The following is a 21345-nucleotide window of genomic DNA, read 5'->3' on the forward strand; positions in this document are numbered from 1 at the left end:
GTGGCCGTTATTGTTTACTTCAGTCCGATGACTTACCCGGCGTGTTCTTCGTGATCGAATGGCTTATCTTTGGTGACGCGCACCAGATCGATACGGTAATCGGTCGCCTCAATCACCTGGAAGTGCAGCGGCGGCAAATCAATCACTTCGCCGGGCAGCGGCAACTGGCCTTTCTGTGCAATCAACAAACCGGCTAGCGAGGCGTGATCTTCATCGGCTTTCACCAACTCGTGATGATCCAGCAGCTGTTGCAGCGAGTGTAAATCGGTCCCGCCCTTCACTAACCAACCGTCACCATCGGCAATGATATCTGGCGTTTCGTCTTCATCCGGGAACTCACCGGCAATCGCTTCCAGCACGTCCAGCGGCGTGATTAAGCCCTGCACCACACCAAATTCGTTGGTGACAATTACAAAGCTACCTTTAGCACGGCGCAGCACGCCCAGCAGATTGATTGGGTCCAGGGTTTCCGGAACCACTATCGCCGGCGTGTTAGCCGCAAAGGTCGCCACATCCATGCCGTGTTCCAGCGCCACCAGCAGCTCTTTGGCACGCACCACGCCGATGATTTCATCCAGCTCACCGCGACATACCGGGAACAAACTGTGTGGCGTATCCAGCAGCTGAATACGAATTTCATCCAGCGGACGCGAAACATCCACCCACGAAATGTTACCGCGCGGCGTCATGATGCTACGGATTGAACGCTGCGATAACGTCAATACGCCGTTGATCATGTAGCGCTCTTCGTCCTTAAACGCTTCCTGCGGCATCGCTTCGGTCAATGAGGTTTCTTCAGTTGTCGTCGCTTGCTTACGCTGGCGTCCGCCCATCAAACGCAGAATCGCTTCGGCGGTGCGTTCACGCATCGGGCGATGTTCCTGATGCTTGATAAAGTTACGGCGCGCAATCTGGTTAAACAGCTCGATGATGATCGAGAAGCCGATCGCGGCGTACAGGTAACCTTTGGGAATGTGGAAACCAAAGCCTTCGGCCACCAGCGACAAACCAATCATCAGCAGGAAGCTCAGACACAGCACCACCACCGTTGGGTGTTCATTCACAAAACGCGTCAGCGGTTTCGAGGCCAGCAGCATGACGCCCATGGCGATCACCACGGCGGTCATCATCACCGGCAGATGGTTTACCATACCAACCGCAGTAATCACCGCGTCGAGTGAGAACACCGCATCCAGCACCACAATCTGAATCACCACCGCCCAGAAACTGGCGTAGCTCTTATTGCCCTGATGTTCGAGCCCGCGGTTCTCGAGCCGCTCATGCAGTTCCATGGTTCCCTTGAATAACAGGAATAAACCACCGAACAACAGAATTAAATCTCGTCCGGAAAAGCTGAAATCGCCTACGCTGAATAAGGGCCGCGTCAGCGTCACGATCCAGGAGATCAGCGACAGCAAGCCAAGACGCATCACCAGGGCGAGCGACAATCCGATTAGACGGGCTTTATCGCGCTGCTTCGGCGGCAATTTGTCCGCGAGGATGGCGATAAAAACCAGGTTATCAATGCCGAGAACAATTTCCAGCACAATCAGCGTGAGCAAACCCGCCCAAATTGAGGGGTCGAAGAGAAATTCCATCAATGACTCCTTACCGGACGTGAAGGCGCACGAAATTGAGTCTGCACCAGAGGGCGAGACGAGAGATCGTTACAGGCGGTGATAACGCTGAAGAGCGTGGAAGCGGGCGCGGAAAAGCGCTGAGAACATGTTGAGCGACGTCGGTGACGGTCCATAAAGGTGAGCTGAAGCCCGGTACTCCTGAATAAAAAACAGAACGCTAATGTATCAGTTACATCAACGACGTCAAAAAAATTTATTACATTTACAAATATCTACGTTAACGCAGGAATATCGAACAAAAGTGCACATTAGCACCGTTACGCGCGAAATAGCTGACAAACATCACATAATTTATTTTTTCGATCACTAAAATAAATCGCGACCTTATCGCTGTGCAGCGGATTGTTGCGTTTTATTTATTGATGCTTTTTCTCTATCACATCATCAACGATCCACCTGAAACACTAACGGTAATATTCAATGATTCCCGGCAATGCCAGAGAATCTCTCACGCGAACGGAGGTAGCAAGTGACCATTGCTATTGTAATTGGTACACATGGCTGGGCGGCAGAACAGTTGCTTAAAACAGCAGAGATGCTGTTGGGTGAGCAGGAAAATGTCGGATGGATTGATTTCGTTCCCGGCGAAAATGCAGAAACGCTAATCGAAAAGTATCAGGCACGGCTGGCCGATCTCGATACGTCAAAGGGCGTGTTGTTCCTGGTCGATACCTGGGGTGGCAGTCCATTTAATGCGGCCAGCCGCATTGTAGTGGATAAGGATGACTATGATGTCATCGCTGGCGTCAACATTCCGATGCTGGTTGAAACCTTGATGGGACGTGATGACAACCCATCGCTGGAAGAACTGATTCACATCGCGGTAGAGGCCGGTCGTGAAGGCGTTAAAGCCCTCAAAACTGAAACGCCAGCGCAAGCCGCAGCTGCGCCTGCTACGGTTGCAGCGAAAGCGCCTGCTCAGCCGCAAAAACCAATGGCTGCAGGCGATCACATGAAAATCGGCCTGGCGCGTATTGATGATCGTTTGATTCACGGGCAAGTGGCCACGCGCTGGACCAAAGAGACCAACGTTACCCGCATCATCGTGGTATCTGATGAAGTGGCGAACGACCATGTGCGCAAAACGCTGCTGACGCAGGTGGCCCCGCCAGGCGTTACCGCGCACGTGGTGGATATCGATAAGATGGTTCGCGTGTGGAACAACCCGAAATATGGCAATGACAAGGTGATGCTGCTGTTCACCAATCCCACCGATGTGGTGAGGATTGTCGAGCAAGGCGTGGACATTAAGTCGGTCAACATTGGCGGCATGGCGTTCCGTCAGGGCAAAACGCAGGTGAACAACGCGGTATCGGTGGATGAAAAAGATATCACGGCGTTCCGCAAACTTAATGAGCGCGGTATTGAACTGGAAGTACGTAAAGTGTCCAGCGATCAGCGACTGAAAATGATGGACCTGATCGCCAAGGTCAATCCGTAGTTCGCCCTTTGCCTGCATACGTGGGCGAATTTTAGAGACCTTGCAGAGGAGAAATGCAATGGAGATAACCACGCTACAAATCATTTTGATATTTATTGTGGCCTGTATTGCCGGGATGGGATCGATTCTTGATGAGTTCCAGTTCCACCGTCCGCTGGTGGCTTGTACCTTAATTGGTGCGGTCCTCGGTGATATGAAAACCGGTATCATCATCGGCGGTACGCTGGAGATGATTGCACTGGGCTGGATGAACATCGGTGCGGCCGTTGCACCGGATGCGGCGCTGGCTTCGATTATCTCAACCATTCTGGTTATTGCCGGTGGTCAAAGCGTGGGCGCCGGTATCGCACTGGCGATTCCGCTGGCTGCGGCCGGTCAGGTTCTGACCATCATCGTGCGTACCATCACCGTAGCCTTCCAGCACGCCGCCGATAAGGCAGCCGAGAAAGGTAACCTGACGGCCATCAGCTGGATCCACGTATCCGCGCTGGTGCTGCAGGCGATGCGTATTGCCATCCCAGCACTGATCGTGGCGATTTCTGTCGGTACTCACGTGGTTCAGGAACTGCTGAACTCAATTCCAGACGTGGTCACCAACGGCCTGAACATCGCCGGCGGCATGATCGTGGTGGTGGGTTACGCGATGGTCATCAACATGATGCGCGCGGGCTACCTGATGCCGTTCTTCTACCTTGGCTTCGTTACTGCAGCCTTCACCAACTTCAACCTGGTTGCGCTTGGCGTGATTGGCGTGGTGATGGCGGTGCTGTATATCCAGCTGGCACCGAAATATAACCGCGTTGCAGGTGCTGCAACCAGCGGTCCTGCAAACAATGACCTCGATAACGAACTCGACTAGGAACAGGTGAAATCATGGTTGATACAACTAACACTCCAAAGAAACTCACCCCCGGCGATGTCCGCGGTGTGTTCCTGCGCTCTAACCTGTTTCAGGGTTCGTGGAACTTTGAACGTATGCAGGCGCTGGGTTTTTGCTACTCAATGGTGCCGGTGATTCGTCGCCTCTATCCAGAAAACAACGACGAACGTAAACAGGCGATTAAACGTCACCTCGAGTTCTTCAACACCCATCCTTACGTAGCGGCGCCGGTGCTGGGCGTCACCATGGCGATGGAAGAGCAGCGTGCCAACGGCGCGCCCATTGATGATGCGGCGATTAACGGCATCAAAGTGGGTCTGATGGGTCCGCTGGCTGGTGTGGGCGACCCGATTTTCTGGGGTACCGTGCGTCCGGTGTTTGCTGCGCTGGGTGCCGGTATCGCGATGAGCGGTAGCCTGCTGGGTCCATTGCTGTTCTTCATCCTGTTTAACGCCGTGCGTCTGTTGACGCGTTATTACGGTGTGGCATATGGCTACCGTAAAGGCGTGGATATCGTCAGCGATATGGGCGGCGGTTTCCTGCAGAAACTGACGGAGGGCGCGTCGATTCTCGGCCTCTTTGTCATGGGGGCCCTGGTTAACAAGTGGACGCATGTGAATGTGCCGCTGGTGGTGTCACGCATCACCGACCAGACCGGTAAAACCACGGTTACTACGGTGCAATCTATCCTCGATCAGCTGATGCCAGGCCTGATCCCACTGCTGCTAACCTTTGGCTGTATGTGGCTGCTGCGTCGTAAGGTGAATGCGTTATGGATTATCGTCGGCTTCTTCGCCCTCGGTATCTTCGGTTACTGGATCGGCCTGCTCGGTCTGTAATCATCCCGCCGGGAGCCCTGCTCCCGGCTAATATTGAGCGGCATTATCTGAGCGCCCACGTTGAGATAATTTCGCTTGAGGAAGAACACCTAATGTCACTGACTGACGCCCTGATCGCCCTGCTGATTGCAGGCTTCATTCTGTTCGCCATCTATGATGAAGCGATCCTGCCGCGCCGCAATGGCCCGACAAAACTGCGCGTCGCACTGCGCCGTCGCCATAAAATCGATAGCGCCATTTTCGTGGTGCTGCTGCTGATTCTGCTGTGGAACAACATTGATAAACATGGCACACAACTCACCACCAATTTGCTGATGGTGCTGTGCTTTATGGCGATTTGGCTATTCTGGGTGCGCAGCCCGAAGCTGTTGATGAAAGAAAATGGACTGTTTTTTGGCAGCGTGTGGATCGACTACGGTCGCATTCAGAGTATGAATCTGTCAGAGGATGGCATTCTGGTGATGCAGCTGGAGCAGCGCCGCCTGCTGATTGCTGTCAAACAGCTTGATGACCTGGAACGGATCTACAATACGCTGGTGGAAGCGCGTTAATCGCGCTGCCATAACGTCAGCATAAAGTCGGCATCACAGTTAAACTCGCTGGATGCCGCCAGGTTCTGCCACACTTCTTCGCGTGCACGCCAGGCAAATGGCGTCATCTGCAATAAGCTCACCGCCTCACTTCCGCTCAACGTCATGCTGTAATGCAGATTTTGTTGATCGACCTGCCTGAAGCCAGCATACACTTTCTCTTCCGCCGCGTGCAGCTGCACTTCGCGATAAATCAGTGCCTTGAACTGCTGCAAGTGATGCGGTCCCGGCGTCACCGTTAGCAGGTAACCCCCCGCTTTGATCGCGCGGCTCAGCTCATCTTCATTACAGGGCGCATAGATGCGCACCACGCCATCCAGAGAAGCATCGGCAAAAGGCAAACGCTGGCTGGACGCCACGCAGAATTTCACCGCACGATAGCGTTTAGCGGCCATGCGAATCGCTGCTTTCGCCACATCCAGACCAAAGAGTTGCGCCTGCGGTAACGCATCGGCCATCGCCGCAGTGTAATAACCTTCTCCGCATCCGAGGTCTAACAGCTGCGCACCTTGCTCACCCAGATGCTGAGCGAGGATCCCGGCGACACCCGCGCGCAACGGCTGATAGTGTCCGGCATCGAGGAAGGCGCGTCGTGCCTGCAGCATCTCGGCGCTATCGCCCGGTTCGCGCGAACCTTTGTGCTGCACCGGCAGTAAATTGACGTACCCTTCTTTCGCCTGATCAAACTGATGACCTGCATCACAGCGGAAGCTATTCGCCTGCTGCAATAAAGGCTGATGACAAAGTGGGCAAATCAAAGACATAGACAACTCCGGGTTAGCAATTCGCGGCGCAGTTTACCCTGATCATCTGGCTACAGAAAGGATAAAAGAAAAAGCCCCGTTCAGTGAACGGGGCTTTAGGATTCGTTTCAGTGGTGCATGGCACCGAGCCTGAGGGCGAAATCAGATTGGGGTAACGTTGACCGCAGCAGGACCTTTCTGGCCATCCTGGATTTCGAACTCAACGCTTTGGCCTTCGGCCAGAGTTTTAAAACCATTGCCCTGGATTGCAGAGAAGTGTACGAATACATCTTTGCTACCATCAGCAGGAGTAATAAAACCAAAACCTTTAGACTCGTTGAACCACTTAACCTGACCTTTAATCTTTGCCATTTCGCAAATTTCCTTTCAATGATTATATTGCCCGCAGGCAGACTTACAGATAAACCAGAGACATTACTGAATGAGGCACTAATTTAAGGTTCGGCAAGGAAGCGGTATTCAACGTCAACGTCTTTACTCGTAACTTCTTTACTGAAGATGCCATACATAAACAGAACTGTACCTCGTTTGACCTACGATTTGTTATCACATATCCGTAAATTAATGGCAAGCCATTTTTAAACGGTGATCGACGTGACGCACATAATTAGTTAATTGGCGCGGCACTTCATCAATCAACATATTGACACCCAGCGCGGAAGGTGCGCAAAAAAGGGTTATCAGTCAGTATAGTTAGCGTCAAATTGCCGCTTAGTCAAGCGCAGCGGTAATGTCTATATTGGTACAATTTTAGGGGTTAACAGTACGACAAAAATATTGCACTAATATGGCATCAATAAGATATTCCACTGAAAACTTCGCTCGCCACACAACAACTGCGCGCCGTTCAAATCTTGTACAAATAGTTTTCTCAGGTATAAGTTATTAATTGCTTTGCACCAAAATCAGGAGAAACCAATAATATGCGCCCCATATAAACGCATTAACATTAGGTGGCATTTATCTCAATTTTAACTATCTACCCAACAATTAAATGTTAAAAAGAACATTGAAGAGCTTGATTTAACAAAAACTCCTTAGGATAAATCTTAGTTGATATTCATTCGGGCAGGGATTGTTGCTATTCATACCTGGCTTAGAAGGGAATTTACTAAAAGTCATTATCCCGCCACGCACCATTTCAGTGCGCAGCGGTTGCCATAATGGCGATTATTTCACCCCTTTTAACGGCTTAACGTTCCGGGATCATCCGAATAAAATCGCGTTTTTCATCCGCGTCTTCATCCGCTGGTGGTTTTGCTGTTGATGGCTGTGCGTCAACCAGACGGCGCAGGAGCGCATTCTGTTTCTTTTGCTCTTCGATAACGGCTTCCAGCAAACGGATCTGCTCACTGGCGCGCACGCTAGCCCGGTTGACAAAGAACCAGACAATAAAGGCCACAAGAATGATGATGGCCAGAACGCCATAGTTAAACAGCGGGCTGGTGTTTGCGGCTAATTCGTTCATAACTGCCTCTATAGTCAAAAATCAAACATCTACTCCGCCGCTGATTCTACTCGCTGCCGACGCAAAAGATAATGGGTAGCGACGGAAAGCAGATTATCCCGCCTGCCCTCTCTTTCAGTTATCTCTGATCGATTCGATGGCTAAAGCGCGGCATGCTGTTACAGTAGATTCGCAGCAAGGTTGGATGCGCTGCGTTGTGTATCACAAGGAGATAAGATGAAACTACTTATTCGGACGATTATGCTGGTGGCATTAATTTGGTTAGCGATGCTGCTGACCGGCTATGGCGTACTCACCGGCAGCAATAAGAATGCGGCGGGACTGGGGCTGCAATGCAGCTATCTGACCGCACGCGGTATGATTACGGCACAGTATCTGCATACAGACAGCGGTATCGTCGGCGTAACGGATTGTCCACTGCTGAAGAAAAGTGGCGAAGTGGTCGACAATTAAGCGTTGAAACGGGCTGGCAACAGCCCGTTTTTCATTTCAGAAAGGATAGTTGTGGTAGCCCATTTGTTCAGACAGATTGCGCGCCGCACGATGCAGCATCGCCACATATTCATTTTTGGCTTCTTCGGAAAAACGAATGGTGGGGAACGAGATGCTTAGCCCCGCAATCACCACGCCAAAACGGTCAAATACCGGCACCGCGATGCAACGTAAGCCCTCTTCCTGCTCTTCATTATCTTCGCCAAATCCCTGTACTTTTACCTGATCCAACACCGCTAGCAACGCTTCTGCAGTGACAATGGTTTTCGCGGTACTGCGGCGGAATTCCACTTCGCTGAGGATCTCCTGCACTTCAGCGCGATCGCGCCATGCCAGCAGCACTTTACCAATCGCGGTGGTGTGCAATGGATTGCGGCGGCCGATGCGCGAATACATACGCAGGTTATAAAGAGAATCGATTTTATGGATGTAGACGATGCTGTCTTCTTCCAGCGCGCCGAGGTGAATGGTTTCTTTAGTCAGACGCGACAGCTCACGCATCTCAATATCGGCGCTACGAATCAGATCGACGTTCTGCAACGCTTTGGCGCCGAGTTCGAACAGCTTGAGCGTCAGCGAGTATTTCTCACTTTCTCCTTCCTGCGCCACATAGCCAAGCGATTTCATGGTCTGTAAAAAGCGATAAACGGTACTTTTTGACATCATCACGCGTTGGGACAATTCGGTGATGCCGTGATCGCGCTCTTCGCCCAGCGCCTGCAGAATGCCAAACACTTTCATCACTGATGAAACCGAGTCTGGCTGTTTATCATTATCACTGCTCGCCATGGCGCGTATCCTTTTTGACAGTGTTTCAAAAAAAACGGAACAGAAGCGCCAGTATATGCGTTTCAGCCTGATGGCGGCAACGACTGACGCTAAGTGACACATCCACACGTAATTTTATGTCAATGAATGCGGTGCTTTTCGGCAGCGAATTGATTAGCATGATGATATTCACTCTCTTTACTTACTTTACTTATGCCTTCTACTGTTGCCCAGGATGGATTACCCCTTCCACAGCGCTATGGCGCGATCATCACCATTGCGCTCGGTATTATGATGGCGGTGCTGGATGGAGCTATCGCCAACGTGGCCTTACCAACCATTGCGCGTGAATTGAATGCCAGCCCAGCCGAATCGATCTGGATTGTTAACGCCTACCAAATCGCCATCGTTATTTCGCTGCTGTCGCTGTCGTTTCTCGGCGATATGCTCGGCTACCGCCGCGTCTATCAGGTTGGACTCGCGCTGTTTATCGCTACCTCCCTGTTTTGCGCCCTCTCCTCATCGTTGAATACGCTGACCGTGGCGCGTGTGCTGCAAGGCTTTGGTGGTGCCGCGTTGATGAGCGTTAACACGGCGCTGATCCGCATCATCTATCCGCAGCGCTTCCTCGGGCGCGGTATGGCGATCAATTCGCTGATTGTTGCGGTCTCCAGCGCGGCCGGTCCAACCGTAGCGGCGGCGATCCTGTCTGTTGCCAGCTGGAAATGGCTGTTCCTGATCAACATTCCACTCGGCATCGTTGCGCTGTGGCTGGCGTTGCGTTTCCTGCCGGATAACACCCAGAAAGCCAAACAACAGAAATTCGACGTGCCAAGCGCGGTGATGAATGCGCTGTTCTTTGGCCTGCTCATATCTGCACTGAGCGGTTTCTCGCAGGGACAAAACGGCTGGCTGATTGTGGCCGAATTGGTGGCATTGGTGTTGGTGGGCATTGTTTTCGTTCGTCGCCAGCTAGCGATGCCGGTGCCATTGCTGCCGGTGGACTTGCTGCGCATTCCGATCTTTTCGCTGTCGATAGGCACCTCAATTTGCTCGTTCTGCGCGCAGATGCTGGCGATGGTGGCGTTGCCGTTCTTCCTGCAAAATGTGCTGGGCCGGGATGAAGTGGCAACCGGCTTGCTGCTCACGCCGTGGCCGCTGGCAACTATGGTGATGGCACCCATTGCAGGTCGCCTGATCGAGAAGTTCCATGCCGGATTATTAGGCGGATTGGGATTAGCGATGTTCGCTGCCGGGCTATTCCTGCTGGCGCTTTTACCGACGCAGCCAACTGACGTGGATATCATCTGGCGCATGATGCTGTGCGGTGCCGGTTTCGGCCTGTTCCAGTCGCCTAACAATCACACCATCATCACCGCAGCACCGCGTAACCGCAGCGGTGGTGCCAGCGGAATGCTGGGTACCGCGCGTCTGGTGGGACAAAGCAGCGGCGCGGCGCTAGTGGCGCTAATGTTTAATCTGTTCAACGACAGCGGTACACACGCCTCACTGCTGCTAGCGGGTAGCTTTGCCAGCGTCGCTGCCGTAGTGAGCCTGGCGCGCATGACGCAGTCACGGCAGGCTGCCGAATCCTAGAAACAGCAAGGGCGCCATCTGGCGCCCTTTTTTCTGTCTATTACCGACTACTTCAGGTATTCACCGCTACGCAGCGCTTCGATACGTTTATCGAGCGGCGGGTGCGACATGAACAGCTCGCTCAACGATTTGTTTTTACCATTGATGCAAAACGCCATCATGCTGCTTGGCTCCTGCGGCTCGTAGCTGGTTTTCAGACGTTGCAGTGCGGCAATCATCTTCTCGCGACCAACCAGTTTGGCTGAACCCGCATCGGCGTGGAATTCACGGTGACGGGAGAACCACATGGTGATGATGCTGGCGAGGAAGCCAAACAGCAGTTCCAGCACCATCGAGACCGCGAAATACACCATCGGATTTCCGTTGCTGCTCTCTTCACCGTCGCGGTTACCCGACAGGAAGCCGGAAGCGATCTGCGCCAAAATGCGCGAGATGAAGATCACAAAGGTGTTCACCACACCCTGAATCAGCGTCATGGTGATCATGTCACCATTGGCGATATGGGCGATTTCGTGCGCCAGCACCGCTTCAGCTTCATCACGGCTCATGTTTTGCAACAGGCCGGTGGAAACAGCGACTAGCGACGCGTCACGGCGTGCGCCTGTCGCAAAGGCGTTAATGTCGGGCGCGTGATAAATCGCCACCTGCGGCATCGCAATGCCAGCCTGTTGTGCCTGGCGGCCGACGGTATCCATCAGCCAGCGTTCCGTCTCATTACGCGGTTGTTCAATGACTTCACCGCCAACGGATCGTAACGCCATCCATTTAGACATCAGCAGTGAAACAAACGCACCGCCGAAGCCAAACAGACCTGCCATAATCATCAGACCCATAACACTGCTTGACTGGATTCCTGTCAGACTCAAAATCAGTCCGAATACCAACATCACCGCCAAGTTGGTGAGCAGGAAAAGAGCAATACGCATCATAAACGTTAATCTTCCTCAGTTGTGCACGCGCATATGCGCGGATATCTATCCTATGGTCATCGCCGCGCATTTCAAGCAACCTTAATCTTTAAGTGCCTAAAAAGACATAACTTTACATTAGGCAATGAAGTGCGAAGTTCGCTGCGTTAGTAAGGCTTAACAACGATTTTAGCGTAAAAAAAAGCACCGCCGAAGCGGTGCTATTTCACAAGCCAGACGGTTACTTCGCGGTTGCGGCAGCAGGCTGAGATTTCTCCAGCTGCGCCATATCGTTAGCGATTTTCACCGTTTCATCCAGATACGGATCCGGCTCTTTATAGTCTTTCGGCAGATCTTCGATGCTCTTCAGCGGCGCTTTACCTTCCGCCTGATAGCGCGCGTTAATGCGCTCCAGACGCAGTGCATCATCTTCGCGGTTCTCTTTCTCACGCTGGGCAAGATTGAGCGACACGATATTACGCTTGTCTTTCATCGCATCGAAACGCGCAATATCTTTCATGATGTACTGGAACTCGCGATCTTTAGCGATGCGATCGGCGTGCTCTTTGGTCAGCTGAGGTACCAGCGGCGCGATATCGCCGGTTTTGGTGTAGCTTGCCGCATTCACACTGTCCCAAGGCAGCGCGTTGTCCTCGAACTTCTCGCCGGTTTCTGCCGCTTCAACGCCGGTTGGCATCAGCAGATCTGGCGTTACGCCTTTACGCTGGGTGCTGCCACCGTTAATGCGGTAGAACTTCTGAATGGTGTACTGTACAGAACCCAGCGCTGGCCACTCTGGACGCAGCATCTGATCGTAGATACGGTTCAGCGAACGATACTGTTGCACAGTGCCTTTACCGAAGGTCGGCTCACCGACAATCAGCGCACGGCCGTAATCCTGCATCGCCGCAGCGAAGATCTCAGAAGCCGAAGCACTGAAGCGATCGACCAGCACCACCAGCGGACCTTTGTAATAGACGATGCCGTCGTTATCGCTGTCTTCACGCACGCGGCCATTGTTATCACGCACCTGCACCACCGGACCGCTTGGAATAAACAGGCCCGAAAGTGAAACGGCTTCGGTCAACGCGCCACCGCCGTTGGTACGCAGATCGATCACCACGCTGTCGACGTTTTGCTTCTGCAGCTTCTGCAGCTGCACCTTCACATCGTCAGTCAGACCAACGTAGAAGCCAGGAATGTCGAGCACGCCAACTTTCTGTTTGCCGACGTTATGCACGGTGCCTTTTACAGCGCGATCTTCCAGACGGATTTTTTCACGCGTCAGCGTCACGGTACGGGTTTTGGTGCCCTTGCCAGCAGGCAGGATTTCCAGGCGTACTTTGCTGCCTTTCGGTCCTTTGATTTTTGAAACCACATCATCCAGACGCCAGCCAATCACATCTTCCATCGGTTTGCCCGGCTGAGCGACACCGACAATACGGTCGCCCACGCTGATCGCTTTGCTCTTCGCCGCCGGACCGCCTGCGACCATCGAGTTGATCACCGTGTAATCGTCATCCATCTGCAGCACAGCGCCGATACCTTCCAGCGACAGGCTCATTTCGGTGTTGAATTGCTCGGTGTTGCGCGGCGAAAGATAGTTAGTGTGCGGGTCGATTTCATGCGCGAACGCAGTCATCGCCAGCTGGAACACATCTTCACTGTTGCTTTGCGCCAGACGACGGATGGCAAAGTTGTAACGCTTGGTCAGCGTTTCGCGGATCTCTTTCTCATCTTTACCGGCCAGTTTCAGGCTCAGTTCGTCATATTTAACTTTGGCATCCCACAGCGCGTTGAGCTCATCGACGCTCTTTGGCCATGGCGATTTTGCCCGGTCAATGTCAATGGTGTCATTGCCGGTGAAATTCATTGGGCGATTCAGCACGCTCAGCGCATATTGATAGCGCTCAAAGCGGCGTTTCTGCGCCAGATTGTAGAGATCGTAAAACACATCCAGCTTACCGCTGCGGAACTCATCACCCACGGTAGTTTTCTTATCGGCGAACTGCGCGATATCCGATGCCAGCAATACGTTATGGCTGTAGTCGAGCAGATTCAGGTAGCGATCAAAAATTTTCGCGGAGAAGTCCTGATTCAAATCGAACTGACGATAGTGAGAGCGGGTGAAACGCGAGGTAACGCGTTCGCTGACGGTGGGATGCTGTGGCTCTTCGTGTAGCTGGGGAATCTGGTCGGCGCGGGTAATATTATCTGCACCAAAGGTGGGGCCTGCTAAAAGCAGGCCCGCGATCATACCGATCTTTAAAATGTTGTTCATGCCAGGGTCAGCCTCCGTTTCAGAACTGCAAATGTTCTGCGCGCACAATCATAGCCATGCCGGAAGCGAGCTGAACCCGAACGCCATCTTTAGTAATTTCAAGAATGGTAGCGTCCATTGCACCTTTGCCTGCAGTCACTTTGATGTTCTGGCCGGGCTGCAACGTTGAGGTATCAGTGACAGGTTTGGCCCGCGGTGGCTGCGGTGCGGCTGCATGCTCAGTCGCGGCCGCACGCGGCGCCTGAGGACGTGGCTTACGCGCGGCATCACCTTCGGCAGCTTTACGCGGAGCAGGCTTGCGCGGACGACGTTCAGCGGTCTCTTCACCGGCTTCACGCTTCTTCGCTTTCTGCTGATCGCGCTGCGCCTGAACGCGGGCTTTCGCTTCTTCCAGTTGCTTGCGCGCATGTTCTACGTGTTGCTCATCCAGCACGCCACAGGCGTTGCCATCGAGATCGACACGAATGGCACCCGCTTTGATGCCATAAAGATAACGCCAGCTAGAGGTATAAAGACGTAAGGCAGAACGCAGTTGCGTCTTGCTCAGGCTCAGTTCGCCTTGAACACGCTCGACCAGATCTTGAAAAATGCCGATTTTGAGCGGACGCGCCTCGCCTTCGGCGCTAAAGCATTGCGGAAAACGTTCCGCCAAAAAGGCGATGACTTCTTTACTGCTATTCAACTTAGGTTGATTTTCCATGAAATTTCCTGATTACAACGGATTTGCCGACCAGAGCAGGCATGAACAGGCGACATTATAATGACAACATCGCCAAATGCTATGTGATCCAGTCGATTAGCTGTGCGTCAGCTGAATAAATTTTACGATGTCGCTGCCCGCCAGCACTTCACAAAGCCCGTCGGTAAGGGCCATCAGCCCCGCTTCGTCCTCGCTATCGAAGCGAGAATAAACCGTACTATCAATGTCTAAAACACCCACGAGGGTGCCATTTACTTTCAGAGGAATCACGATTTCAGCATTACTGGCGGCGTCACACGCGATATGGCCAGGGAACGCGTGCACGTCTTCCACCAATTGCACTTTGTCCTCGGCTACCGCGGTTCCACACACGCCTTTGCCAACCGGAATACGTACGCAGGCGATTTTGCCCTGGAACGGGCCCAGCACCAGCGTGTTCGGTTCCGTCAGTAAATAGAATCCAGCCCAGTTCACGCCTTCAAGGCGTTCGAAAAGCAGTGCACTGCAATTGCCGAGCGCGGCCAGGAACGAGGTTTCACCCGCCAACAGGGCGCGGACATCGCGATTCAAATCCTCGTAAAAAGCTTTTTTGTTCATTGTTCAACCATAACTCGTCACTGGGGTGACCTTGTTGTCACTCAGTTGTTAAAATAAGCACTAATAATCCAGGCGCAGAAGGTGAATCATTCTGTTAGTTACTATACCCTTAGCAGTCGGTGGATAAGCGTATTCTGGTACCACCGAATATTGCAGGCAACTTTGCGCTACTCAGCATGCCGGTAACCGTAACGAACGATGGGCACTTGCGTCACCTATGAAAATTCACGCTATCAGCCAGACGTTGCCCCACGCACGTTATCAGCGTTGTCCGCAATGCGATACCCTTTTTTCCTTACCGGATGTGAAATCGCATCAGACAGCCTATTGCCCGCGCTGCCATGCACAAATTCAGAGCGGTCGTGACTGGTCGATGACGCGACTCACCGCCATGGCGGTGGTCATGATCGTGTTGATGCCGTTCGCCTTTAGCTTGCCGTTGGTTGATATTCGCCTGCTGGGCATGCGTATTAACGCCAGCCTGCTGGAGGGCGTAATCCAAATGACGCAGCAAGGCAACATCCTCACCGCTTCAATGGTGGCGTTTTGCACCATTGGCGCACCGGTTACGCTGGTCATCGGCATTCTCTATCTGTGGGTGGGCAACGCGCTCGGAATGAACCTGCGCCCGGTCCTGCTGATGATGGACAAGCTCAAAGAGTGGGTGATGCTGGATATCTATCTGGTCGGCGTGGCGGTGGCATCGATCAAAGTGCAGGATTACGCCTCACTGGAAGTGGGCTACGGTTTAGTGGCCTATATTGCGCTGACGGTGCTGAGCCTGCTGACGCTGATCCACCTGAACGTCGAGCAACTGTGGGAACACTATTATCCCCAAGCGATGCCCACTTCCCCGCCTGAAGAGTGGCAAGTGTGCCTGAATTGCCATCAAACCGGTGTAGCCGATGAGCGTGGGCGCTGCACGCGTTGCCACACGCCGCTTGACTACCGCCGACGCCACAGTTTGCAGAAATCCTGGGCAGCGCTCATCGCCTCGATTGTGCTGCTGATCCCCGCCAATTTGCTGCCGATTTCGGTGGTCTATGTTAATGGCGCACGCCGTGAAGACACCATCTTCTCCGGCATTCTGGGATTGGCATCGGGCAATATACCGGTGGCCGCGGTGGTGTTTATCGCCAGCATTCTGGTGCCCTTTACCAAAGTGTTAGTGATGTTGACTCTGTTACTCAGCATTCACTTTAAATGCGAACAGGGCTTAAAAACCCGCATTCGCCTGCTGCGCGCCGTCACCTGGGTGGGCCGCTGGTCGATGCTGGATCTGTTCGTCATTGCTGTAACCATGTCGCTGGTCAATCGTGATCAGCTGCTGGCTTTCACCATGGGACCGGCCGCCTTCTATTTTGGTGCCGCCGTTGTCCTGACCATTATGGCTGTAGAGTGGCTTGATAGCCGCCTGATCTGGGATGCACATGCAACAGGAAACGCCGACTACACCGACTAGCGCCAATCTGCGCAACAAGCGCAAGATTTCGCCATTCTGGTTATTGCCCATCATCGCCCTGCTGATTGCTGGCTGGCTGCTATGGACCAACTATCAGGAGCGCGGTACGACGATCACCATTAACTTCCAGACTGCCGACGGGATTGTGCCAGGCCGTACGCCGATTCGTTATCAGGGCGTGGAAGTGGGTACGGTGCAAGGCATTGTGCTGAGTGATGACTATCGCAGCATCCAGATTAAAGCCAGCATCAAAAGCGACATGCGCGATGCACTGCGTGAAGACACTCAGTTCTGGCTGGTGACGCCGAAAGCGTCATTGGCGGGCGTCTCCGGGCTTGATGCGCTGGTCGGCGGTAACTACATCGGCATGATGCCGGGTAAAGGTAAAGAGAGCGATCACTTCACCGCACTCGATACCCAACCGAAGTATCGCGTTAATACCGGCGAACTGCTTATCCACCTGCGCGCGCCCGACCTCGGCTCGCTCAACACCGGTTCGCTGGTTTATTACCGCAAAATTCCGGTGGGTCGCGTTTACGATTACAGCCTCAACAACAGCACCGACGGCGTTACCATTGATGTGCTGATTGAGCGCCGCTTTATCAATCTGGTGAAAAAGCAGAGCCGCTTCTGGAATGTTTCCGGCGTTGATGCGGATGTCAGCCTGAGCGGTGCCAAAGTGAAGCTGGAAAGCCTGGCCGCGTTAGTGAATGGCGCGATTGCCTTCGATTCACCCAATGACGGCGAGCAAGCTCAGGTGGATGCCAACTACCAGCTCTATCCGGATTTGGCGCGCAGTCAGCGCGGCGTGCAAGTGAAACTGAACCTGCCGAGCGGCGATAACCTGAAAGCCGATAGCACACCGCTGATGTATCAGGGACTGGAAGTCGGCACCTTAACCAAACTCAACCTGCTGGATGGCGGCAAAGTCACCGGCGAGCTGACGGTCGATCCTTCAGTAACCGGTTTGATGCGCAGCGGGACGCGCATTGAAATGCGCACGCCGAAGATCAGCCTGACCGACACCAATCTCAGCAGCCTGTTAACCGGTAATACTTTTGAACTGGTGCCAGGCGAAGGCGAACCGCAGGATCACTTTACCGTGTTGCCAGCCAGCGAAACATTGCTGCAGAAACCTGACGTGCTGACGGTAAAACTCAGCGCGCCGGAAACCTACGGTATCGATGCCGGCCAGCCGGTGATGTTGTATGGCATGAAAATCGGTCAGGTGATTTCACGCACGCTGGATGAAAATGGCATCAGCTTTGTGGCGGCCATCAATCCGGAGCACCGTAATCTGGTGCACGCTGACAGCAAGTTTGTGGTGAATAGCCGCCTTGATGTGAAGTTTGGACTCGACGGGATGAAAGTGCTGGGCGCCAGCGCGCGCGAGTGGGTAGATGGCGGCATTCGCCTGATTCCTGGCGCGAAAGGTAATCCTTCCAGTCGTTATCCTTTATATGCGGATGCGGAACGTGCCGCAGAAGGCATCGTGGGTGAACAGCCGCCAACCACGCTGAAACTTACCGCCAAAAGCTTGCCGGATGTACAGGCCGGTTCAGTGCTGCTGTACCGCAAATTCCAGGTCGGTGAAGTGGTGGATGTAGTGCCGCGCGCGGATGCGTTTGAAATCTCGATTCATATTCAGCCGCAGTATCGCAAGCTGCTGACCAGCGAGAGCGTGTTCTGGGCCGAAGGTGGCGCGAAAGTGCAGCTCAACGGCAGCGGTTTGACCGTGCAAGCGTCCCCGCTCAACCGCGCGCTTAAAGGCGCGATCAGTTTCGATAATCTCACCGGCGCGCAGGCGGCGAAAGGCGTGAAACGCGTGCTTTACTCGTCAGAAACCGCGGCGCGTGCAGTTGGCAGCCAGATTACGCTGCACACCTTCGATGCCAGCAAACTGGCGGCGGGCATGCCGATTCGCTATCTCGGCATCAATATTGGTCAGGTTGAATCACTGGCGCTGAGTTCTGATAACAATCAGGTTGTTGCCAAAGCGGTGCTTTATCCGGAATACGTGCAGGACTTCGCGCGCATCGGCAGCCGCTTCTCGGTGGTGTCGCCGGAGATTTCTGCGGCGGGCGTTAACCATATCGAAACGCTGCTGCAGCCTTATCTCAACGTCGATCCGGGCAAAGGTTCGCCGGCGCGCACCTTTGAACTGCAGGAAAGCACCATCACCGATTCACGCTACCTGAACGGCTTGACAATATATGTCGATGCCGCCGACGCGGGATCGCTGTCGGTGGGCACGCCAGTGCTGTTCCGGGGCGTTGAAGTGGGCACCGTCACCGGAACGTCGCTGGGCAATATGGCGGATCGCGTGCAGATTGCGCTGCGTATCAGCAAAAAGTACCAACATCTGGTGCGCAACAACTCGGTGTTCTGGCTGGCTTCCGGCTATAACTTCGATTTTGGTCTGATCGGCGGCGTGTTGAAAACCGGCACCTTCCAGCAGTTCATTCGCGGCGGCGTACAGTTTGCCACGCCGCCGACGGTGCCATTAGCACCGCAGGCCGGCGCCAACAAACACTTCCTGCTACAGGATGAAGCGCCGAAAGCGTGGCGCGACTGGGGCACGGCGATTCCGGACCCTCATTAACCTTAAGCAAATCGGGCAGCCTGGCTGCCCGATTCTTTTTCGCGTGTTACACTTCGCGCTCATTTCGTTTCCCGGTAGATGCCCGTGTCCGATCGCTTTCCCGAAGATTTCCTCGCGCTGATGCGCGCCAGCCTTGCTGACGACGCCGAACTGCAGCGCTTTCTCGCCATTAGCCAGCAACCGCTGCGTCGCAGCTTACGCGTCAACACCTTAAAAATTAGCGTGGATGATTTCCTCGCCCGCACCGCCGACTATGGCTGGCGCTTATCGCCCATTCCGTGGTGCGCCGAAGGGTTTTGGATCGAGCGTGACGACGAATCGCTGCCGCTGGGTAGCGTGGCGGAGCATCTGAGCGGACTGTTCTACATTCAGGAAGCCAGCTCGATGCTGCCGGTTACCGCGCTGTTTGACGCCGCACCCGGTGCGCGTCAGGTGATGGATGTGGCTGCTGCGCCCGGTTCTAAAACCACCCAGATGGCCGCGCTGATGCGCAATGAAGGCGCCATTCTGGCGAACGAATACTCGGCCAGCCGCGTTAAAGTGCTGCACGCTAACATCAGCCGCTGTGGCGTCAGCAATGTTGCGCTGACCCATTTTGATGGCCGTGTATTTGGCGCCGCGCTGCCGGAGCGTTTCGATGCCATTCTGCTCGATGCGCCCTGCTCTGGCGAAGGCGTGGTGCGCAAAGATGCTGATGCGTTGCGTAACTGGACGCTGGCCAGCACTGAAGCGATTGCGGAAACCCAACGCGATCTGCTCGACAGCGCTTTCCATGCCTTACAGCCAGGCGGCACGCTGATTTACTCTACCTGCACACTGAATCAAATCGAGAATCAGCAGGTGATTCATTGGTTGCAGCAGCGTTATCCCGACGCGGTTGAAATCGTGCCGCTGAACGGTTTATTCGACGGAGCCGATCAGGCGTTAACCGCCGAAGGTTTCCTGCACGTATTCCCGCAGATTTTCGATAGTGAAGGTTTTTTCGTCGCGCGTCTGCGTAAAACCGCCAGCATTCCCGCGCTGCCAACGCCAACCTACAAAGTCGGCAAACTGCCCTTCTCTCCGGCCAGCCGCAAGCTGAGCGTCGAAGTGCAACAGGCCGCGGCCAAAGTCGGCTTGCGGTGGGATGAAAATCACACGCTGTGGCAGCGCGATAAAGAGCTGTGGCTGTTCCCCGCGGCGCTGGAGGGTTGGCTGGGTAAAGTGCGCTTCTCACGCATCGGCCTCAAGTTGGCCGAGACCTTCCCGAAAGGCTATCGCTGGCAGCATGAAGCGGTCGTGGCGTTGACGCAGCCAGGCAGCGCGCTGGATTTCGAACTCACCGATGCAGAAGCGGAAACCTGGTATCGCGGTCAGGATATTCATCCGGACACGTTGCCCAGCCGGGATGAGGTGATCGTCACTTACCAGCAGCAGCCGCTGGGATTGGCGAAGAAAGTGGGTAATCGGATTAAAAACAGTTATCCGCGTGAACTGGTGCGCGACGGACGTCTGTTCCGCTAAGCGTTACTGCAACTGCACCAGGGTGAGGCGATTGCCGAAGACCGCGCCGGTATCGATGTAATGCTGATTCGCCACATTGAGCGGTTGTTCTAACGGCGTGTGGCCGAAGTAGAAATCACTGGCGCCATCGATGTGGGCTGAACTGCCGCGTTGATGGCGTCCCAGTCGATCGCGACTCCACACCACTTGCTGCCAGTCAACCTCTTGCCCTAACGCATAATGACTGGCGGGATAATCGGCGTGGGCAATCACCACCACGCGATCGCCGAAATCCAGATGCAGGATCAACGGTAACTCAGCACAGCGCTTCAACGCATGGCGCGCAGCAATCAACGCTGCGCCTTTGAGCTGCCAGAACCACTCGCCGCCGTTCATCATCCACAAGGTTTGGTCGCGCCCATCCAGCGCAGCGAGCGCCATCTGCTCATGATTGCCGCGCACGCAGCGAAACCAGGGCTCCTGCATCAGCGCTAAACAGCCGGGGCTGTCCGGGCCACGATCGATTAAATCGCCCACCGACAGCAGTAGATCCTGCTGCTTATCGAAATCCTGCTTGAGCAGTTGCGCATCGAGTTGGGCGCGGCAACCGTGAAGATCGCCAACCACCCAAATATTTCGCCACATTTGCGCGTTCACCTTTTGGTAAAGCATGTAATCTTCCCCGGTTGACTGGAAGTTTAGTGAGCCCGGCTTAAAGTATAGTCCGGCAAGGTTAGCCAGCGGAGGGAACAGCATGAGCGGACGGAAGCAATTCATTGGTGTATTAATCGTTATTTTCATCGGTAGCTTGCTGCTGCTGGAATCACTCGCTCGT

General features: G+C 54.0%; 20 protein-coding genes. 9 read left to right on the top strand and 11 right to left on the bottom strand.

Features of this window, described 5'->3' with window-relative positions; translation table 11 throughout:
• Nucleotides 1-32 precede the first annotated feature (32 nt).
• The gene (locus ACYAC5_RS10985; RefSeq protein WP_101764189.1) at nt 33-1598 is read right to left on the bottom strand and encodes a TerC family protein; all 1566 of its coding nucleotides are present in this window, start codon (nt 1596-1598) and stop codon (nt 33-35) included.
• 511 nt (nt 1599-2109) lie between these two features.
• On the opposite strand from ACYAC5_RS10985, the gene manX reads away from it, so the two are divergent.
• The 4 genes from manX (at nt 2110) to ACYAC5_RS11005 (ending at nt 5351) form a co-directional block, all read left to right on the top strand.
• A complete protein-coding gene (gene manX / locus ACYAC5_RS10990; protein ID WP_280171756.1) occupies nt 2110-3081 on the top strand; it encodes a PTS mannose transporter subunit IIAB in 972 nt (323 codons plus the stop codon).
• A gap of 58 nt (nt 3082-3139) precedes the next feature.
• Nucleotides 3140-3940, top strand: a complete 801-nt coding sequence (locus tag ACYAC5_RS10995; protein WP_064738889.1) for a PTS mannose/fructose/sorbose transporter subunit IIC — start codon at nt 3140-3142, stop codon at nt 3938-3940.
• 14 nt (nt 3941-3954) lie between these two features.
• Nucleotides 3955-4800, top strand: coding sequence for a PTS mannose transporter subunit IID (locus ACYAC5_RS11000; protein WP_008110411.1), 846 nt, complete (start codon nt 3955-3957; stop codon nt 4798-4800).
• A 92-nt stretch (nt 4801-4892) separates the two neighbouring features.
• Nucleotides 4893-5351: a DUF986 family protein gene (locus ACYAC5_RS11005; RefSeq protein WP_110866290.1), complete on the top strand. Its 459-nt coding sequence runs from the start codon at nt 4893-4895 to the stop codon at nt 5349-5351.
• Here ACYAC5_RS11005 and rlmA read toward each other — a convergent pair.
• The 4 genes from rlmA to ACYAC5_RS11025 all read right to left on the bottom strand — a co-directional run bounded on the left by rlmA (nt 5348) and on the right by ACYAC5_RS11025 (nt 7622).
• Nucleotides 5348-6154, bottom strand: coding sequence for a 23S rRNA (guanine(745)-N(1))-methyltransferase (rlmA, locus tag ACYAC5_RS11010; RefSeq protein WP_192234070.1), 807 nt, complete (start codon nt 6152-6154; stop codon nt 5348-5350). The two genes, ACYAC5_RS11005 and rlmA, sit on opposite strands and share 4 nt — an antisense overlap.
• Nucleotides 6155-6295: 141 nt before the next feature.
• A complete protein-coding gene (gene cspE, locus ACYAC5_RS11015; RefSeq protein ID WP_008110414.1) occupies nt 6296-6505 on the bottom strand; it encodes a transcription antiterminator/RNA stability regulator CspE in 210 nt (69 codons plus the stop codon).
• Nucleotides 6506-6588: 83 nt separating this feature from the next.
• Nucleotides 6589-6663, bottom strand: coding sequence for a DUF2627 domain-containing protein (locus ACYAC5_RS11020; RefSeq protein WP_110866451.1), 75 nt, complete (start codon nt 6661-6663; stop codon nt 6589-6591).
• A 683-nt stretch (nt 6664-7346) separates the two neighbouring features.
• Complete coding sequence (locus ACYAC5_RS11025) at nt 7347-7622, bottom strand: YebO family protein (RefSeq protein WP_008110415.1); 276 nt, start codon at nt 7620-7622, stop codon at nt 7347-7349.
• A gap of 216 nt (nt 7623-7838) precedes the next feature.
• Here ACYAC5_RS11025 and ACYAC5_RS11030 point away from each other — a divergent pair, with 216 nt between their 5' ends.
• Nucleotides 7839-8075, top strand: a complete 237-nt coding sequence (locus tag ACYAC5_RS11030) for a YobH family protein (protein WP_008110416.1) — start codon at nt 7839-7841, stop codon at nt 8073-8075.
• A gap of 36 nt (nt 8076-8111) precedes the next feature.
• Here ACYAC5_RS11030 and kdgR read toward each other — a convergent pair whose 3' ends face one another.
• Nucleotides 8112-8903: a DNA-binding transcriptional regulator KdgR gene (gene kdgR, locus ACYAC5_RS11035; RefSeq protein WP_101764185.1), complete on the bottom strand. Its 792-nt coding sequence runs from the start codon at nt 8901-8903 to the stop codon at nt 8112-8114.
• 192 nt (nt 8904-9095) lie between these two features.
• On the opposite strand from kdgR, the gene ACYAC5_RS11040 reads away from it, so the two are divergent.
• Complete coding sequence (locus ACYAC5_RS11040) at nt 9096-10478, top strand: MFS transporter (RefSeq protein ID WP_462061732.1); 1383 nt, start codon at nt 9096-9098, stop codon at nt 10476-10478.
• 47 nt (nt 10479-10525) lie between these two features.
• Here the strand turns inward: ACYAC5_RS11040 and htpX are convergent, their stop codons facing one another.
• From htpX to ACYAC5_RS11060, 4 genes are all read right to left on the bottom strand, one after another.
• Nucleotides 10526-11407, bottom strand: coding sequence for a protease HtpX (gene htpX / locus ACYAC5_RS11045; protein ID WP_101764183.1), 882 nt, complete (start codon nt 11405-11407; stop codon nt 10526-10528).
• A 220-nt stretch (nt 11408-11627) separates the two neighbouring features.
• Nucleotides 11628-13667 carry a carboxy terminal-processing peptidase gene (gene prc / locus ACYAC5_RS11050; RefSeq protein WP_101764182.1) on the bottom strand — a complete coding sequence of 680 codons (2040 nt, stop codon included), beginning with the start codon at nt 13665-13667 and terminating at the stop codon, nt 11628-11630.
• A gap of 19 nt (nt 13668-13686) precedes the next feature.
• Nucleotides 13687-14367 carry an RNA chaperone ProQ gene (gene proQ / locus ACYAC5_RS11055; protein WP_312463965.1) on the bottom strand — a complete coding sequence of 227 codons (681 nt, stop codon included), beginning with the start codon at nt 14365-14367 and terminating at the stop codon, nt 13687-13689.
• Nucleotides 14368-14463: 96 nt separating this feature from the next.
• Entirely contained in the window at nt 14464-14964 is a 501-nt protein-coding gene (locus ACYAC5_RS11060; RefSeq protein ID WP_101764180.1) for a GAF domain-containing protein, read from the bottom strand.
• Nucleotides 14965-15181: 217 nt separating this feature from the next.
• Between ACYAC5_RS11060 and yebS the strand changes: the two genes are divergently transcribed.
• From yebS to rsmF, 3 genes are all read left to right on the top strand, one after another.
• Entirely contained in the window at nt 15182-16426 is a 1245-nt protein-coding gene (yebS, locus tag ACYAC5_RS11065) for a membrane integrity lipid transport subunit YebS (RefSeq protein WP_137385925.1), read from the top strand.
• A complete protein-coding gene (locus tag ACYAC5_RS11070) occupies nt 16395-19028 on the top strand; it encodes a PqiB family protein (protein WP_462061734.1) in 2634 nt (877 codons plus the stop codon). Before yebS ends, ACYAC5_RS11070 begins: the two co-directional genes overlap by 32 nt.
• Nucleotides 19029-19106: 78 nt before the next feature.
• On the top strand, nt 19107-20531 hold the full coding sequence (gene rsmF, locus ACYAC5_RS11075) for a 16S rRNA (cytosine(1407)-C(5))-methyltransferase RsmF (RefSeq protein ID WP_192411695.1): 1425 nt from the start codon (nt 19107-19109) through the stop codon (nt 20529-20531).
• Between the two features lie 3 nt (nt 20532-20534).
• On the opposite strand, the gene ACYAC5_RS11080 is transcribed toward rsmF, so the two are convergent.
• On the bottom strand, nt 20535-21182 hold the full coding sequence (locus ACYAC5_RS11080; protein ID WP_462061736.1) for a metallophosphoesterase: 648 nt from the start codon (nt 21180-21182) through the stop codon (nt 20535-20537).
• Nucleotides 21183-21345: the final 163 nt, after the last annotated feature.

The sequence above is a fragment of the Pantoea sp. y20 genome (assembly GCF_054903455.1).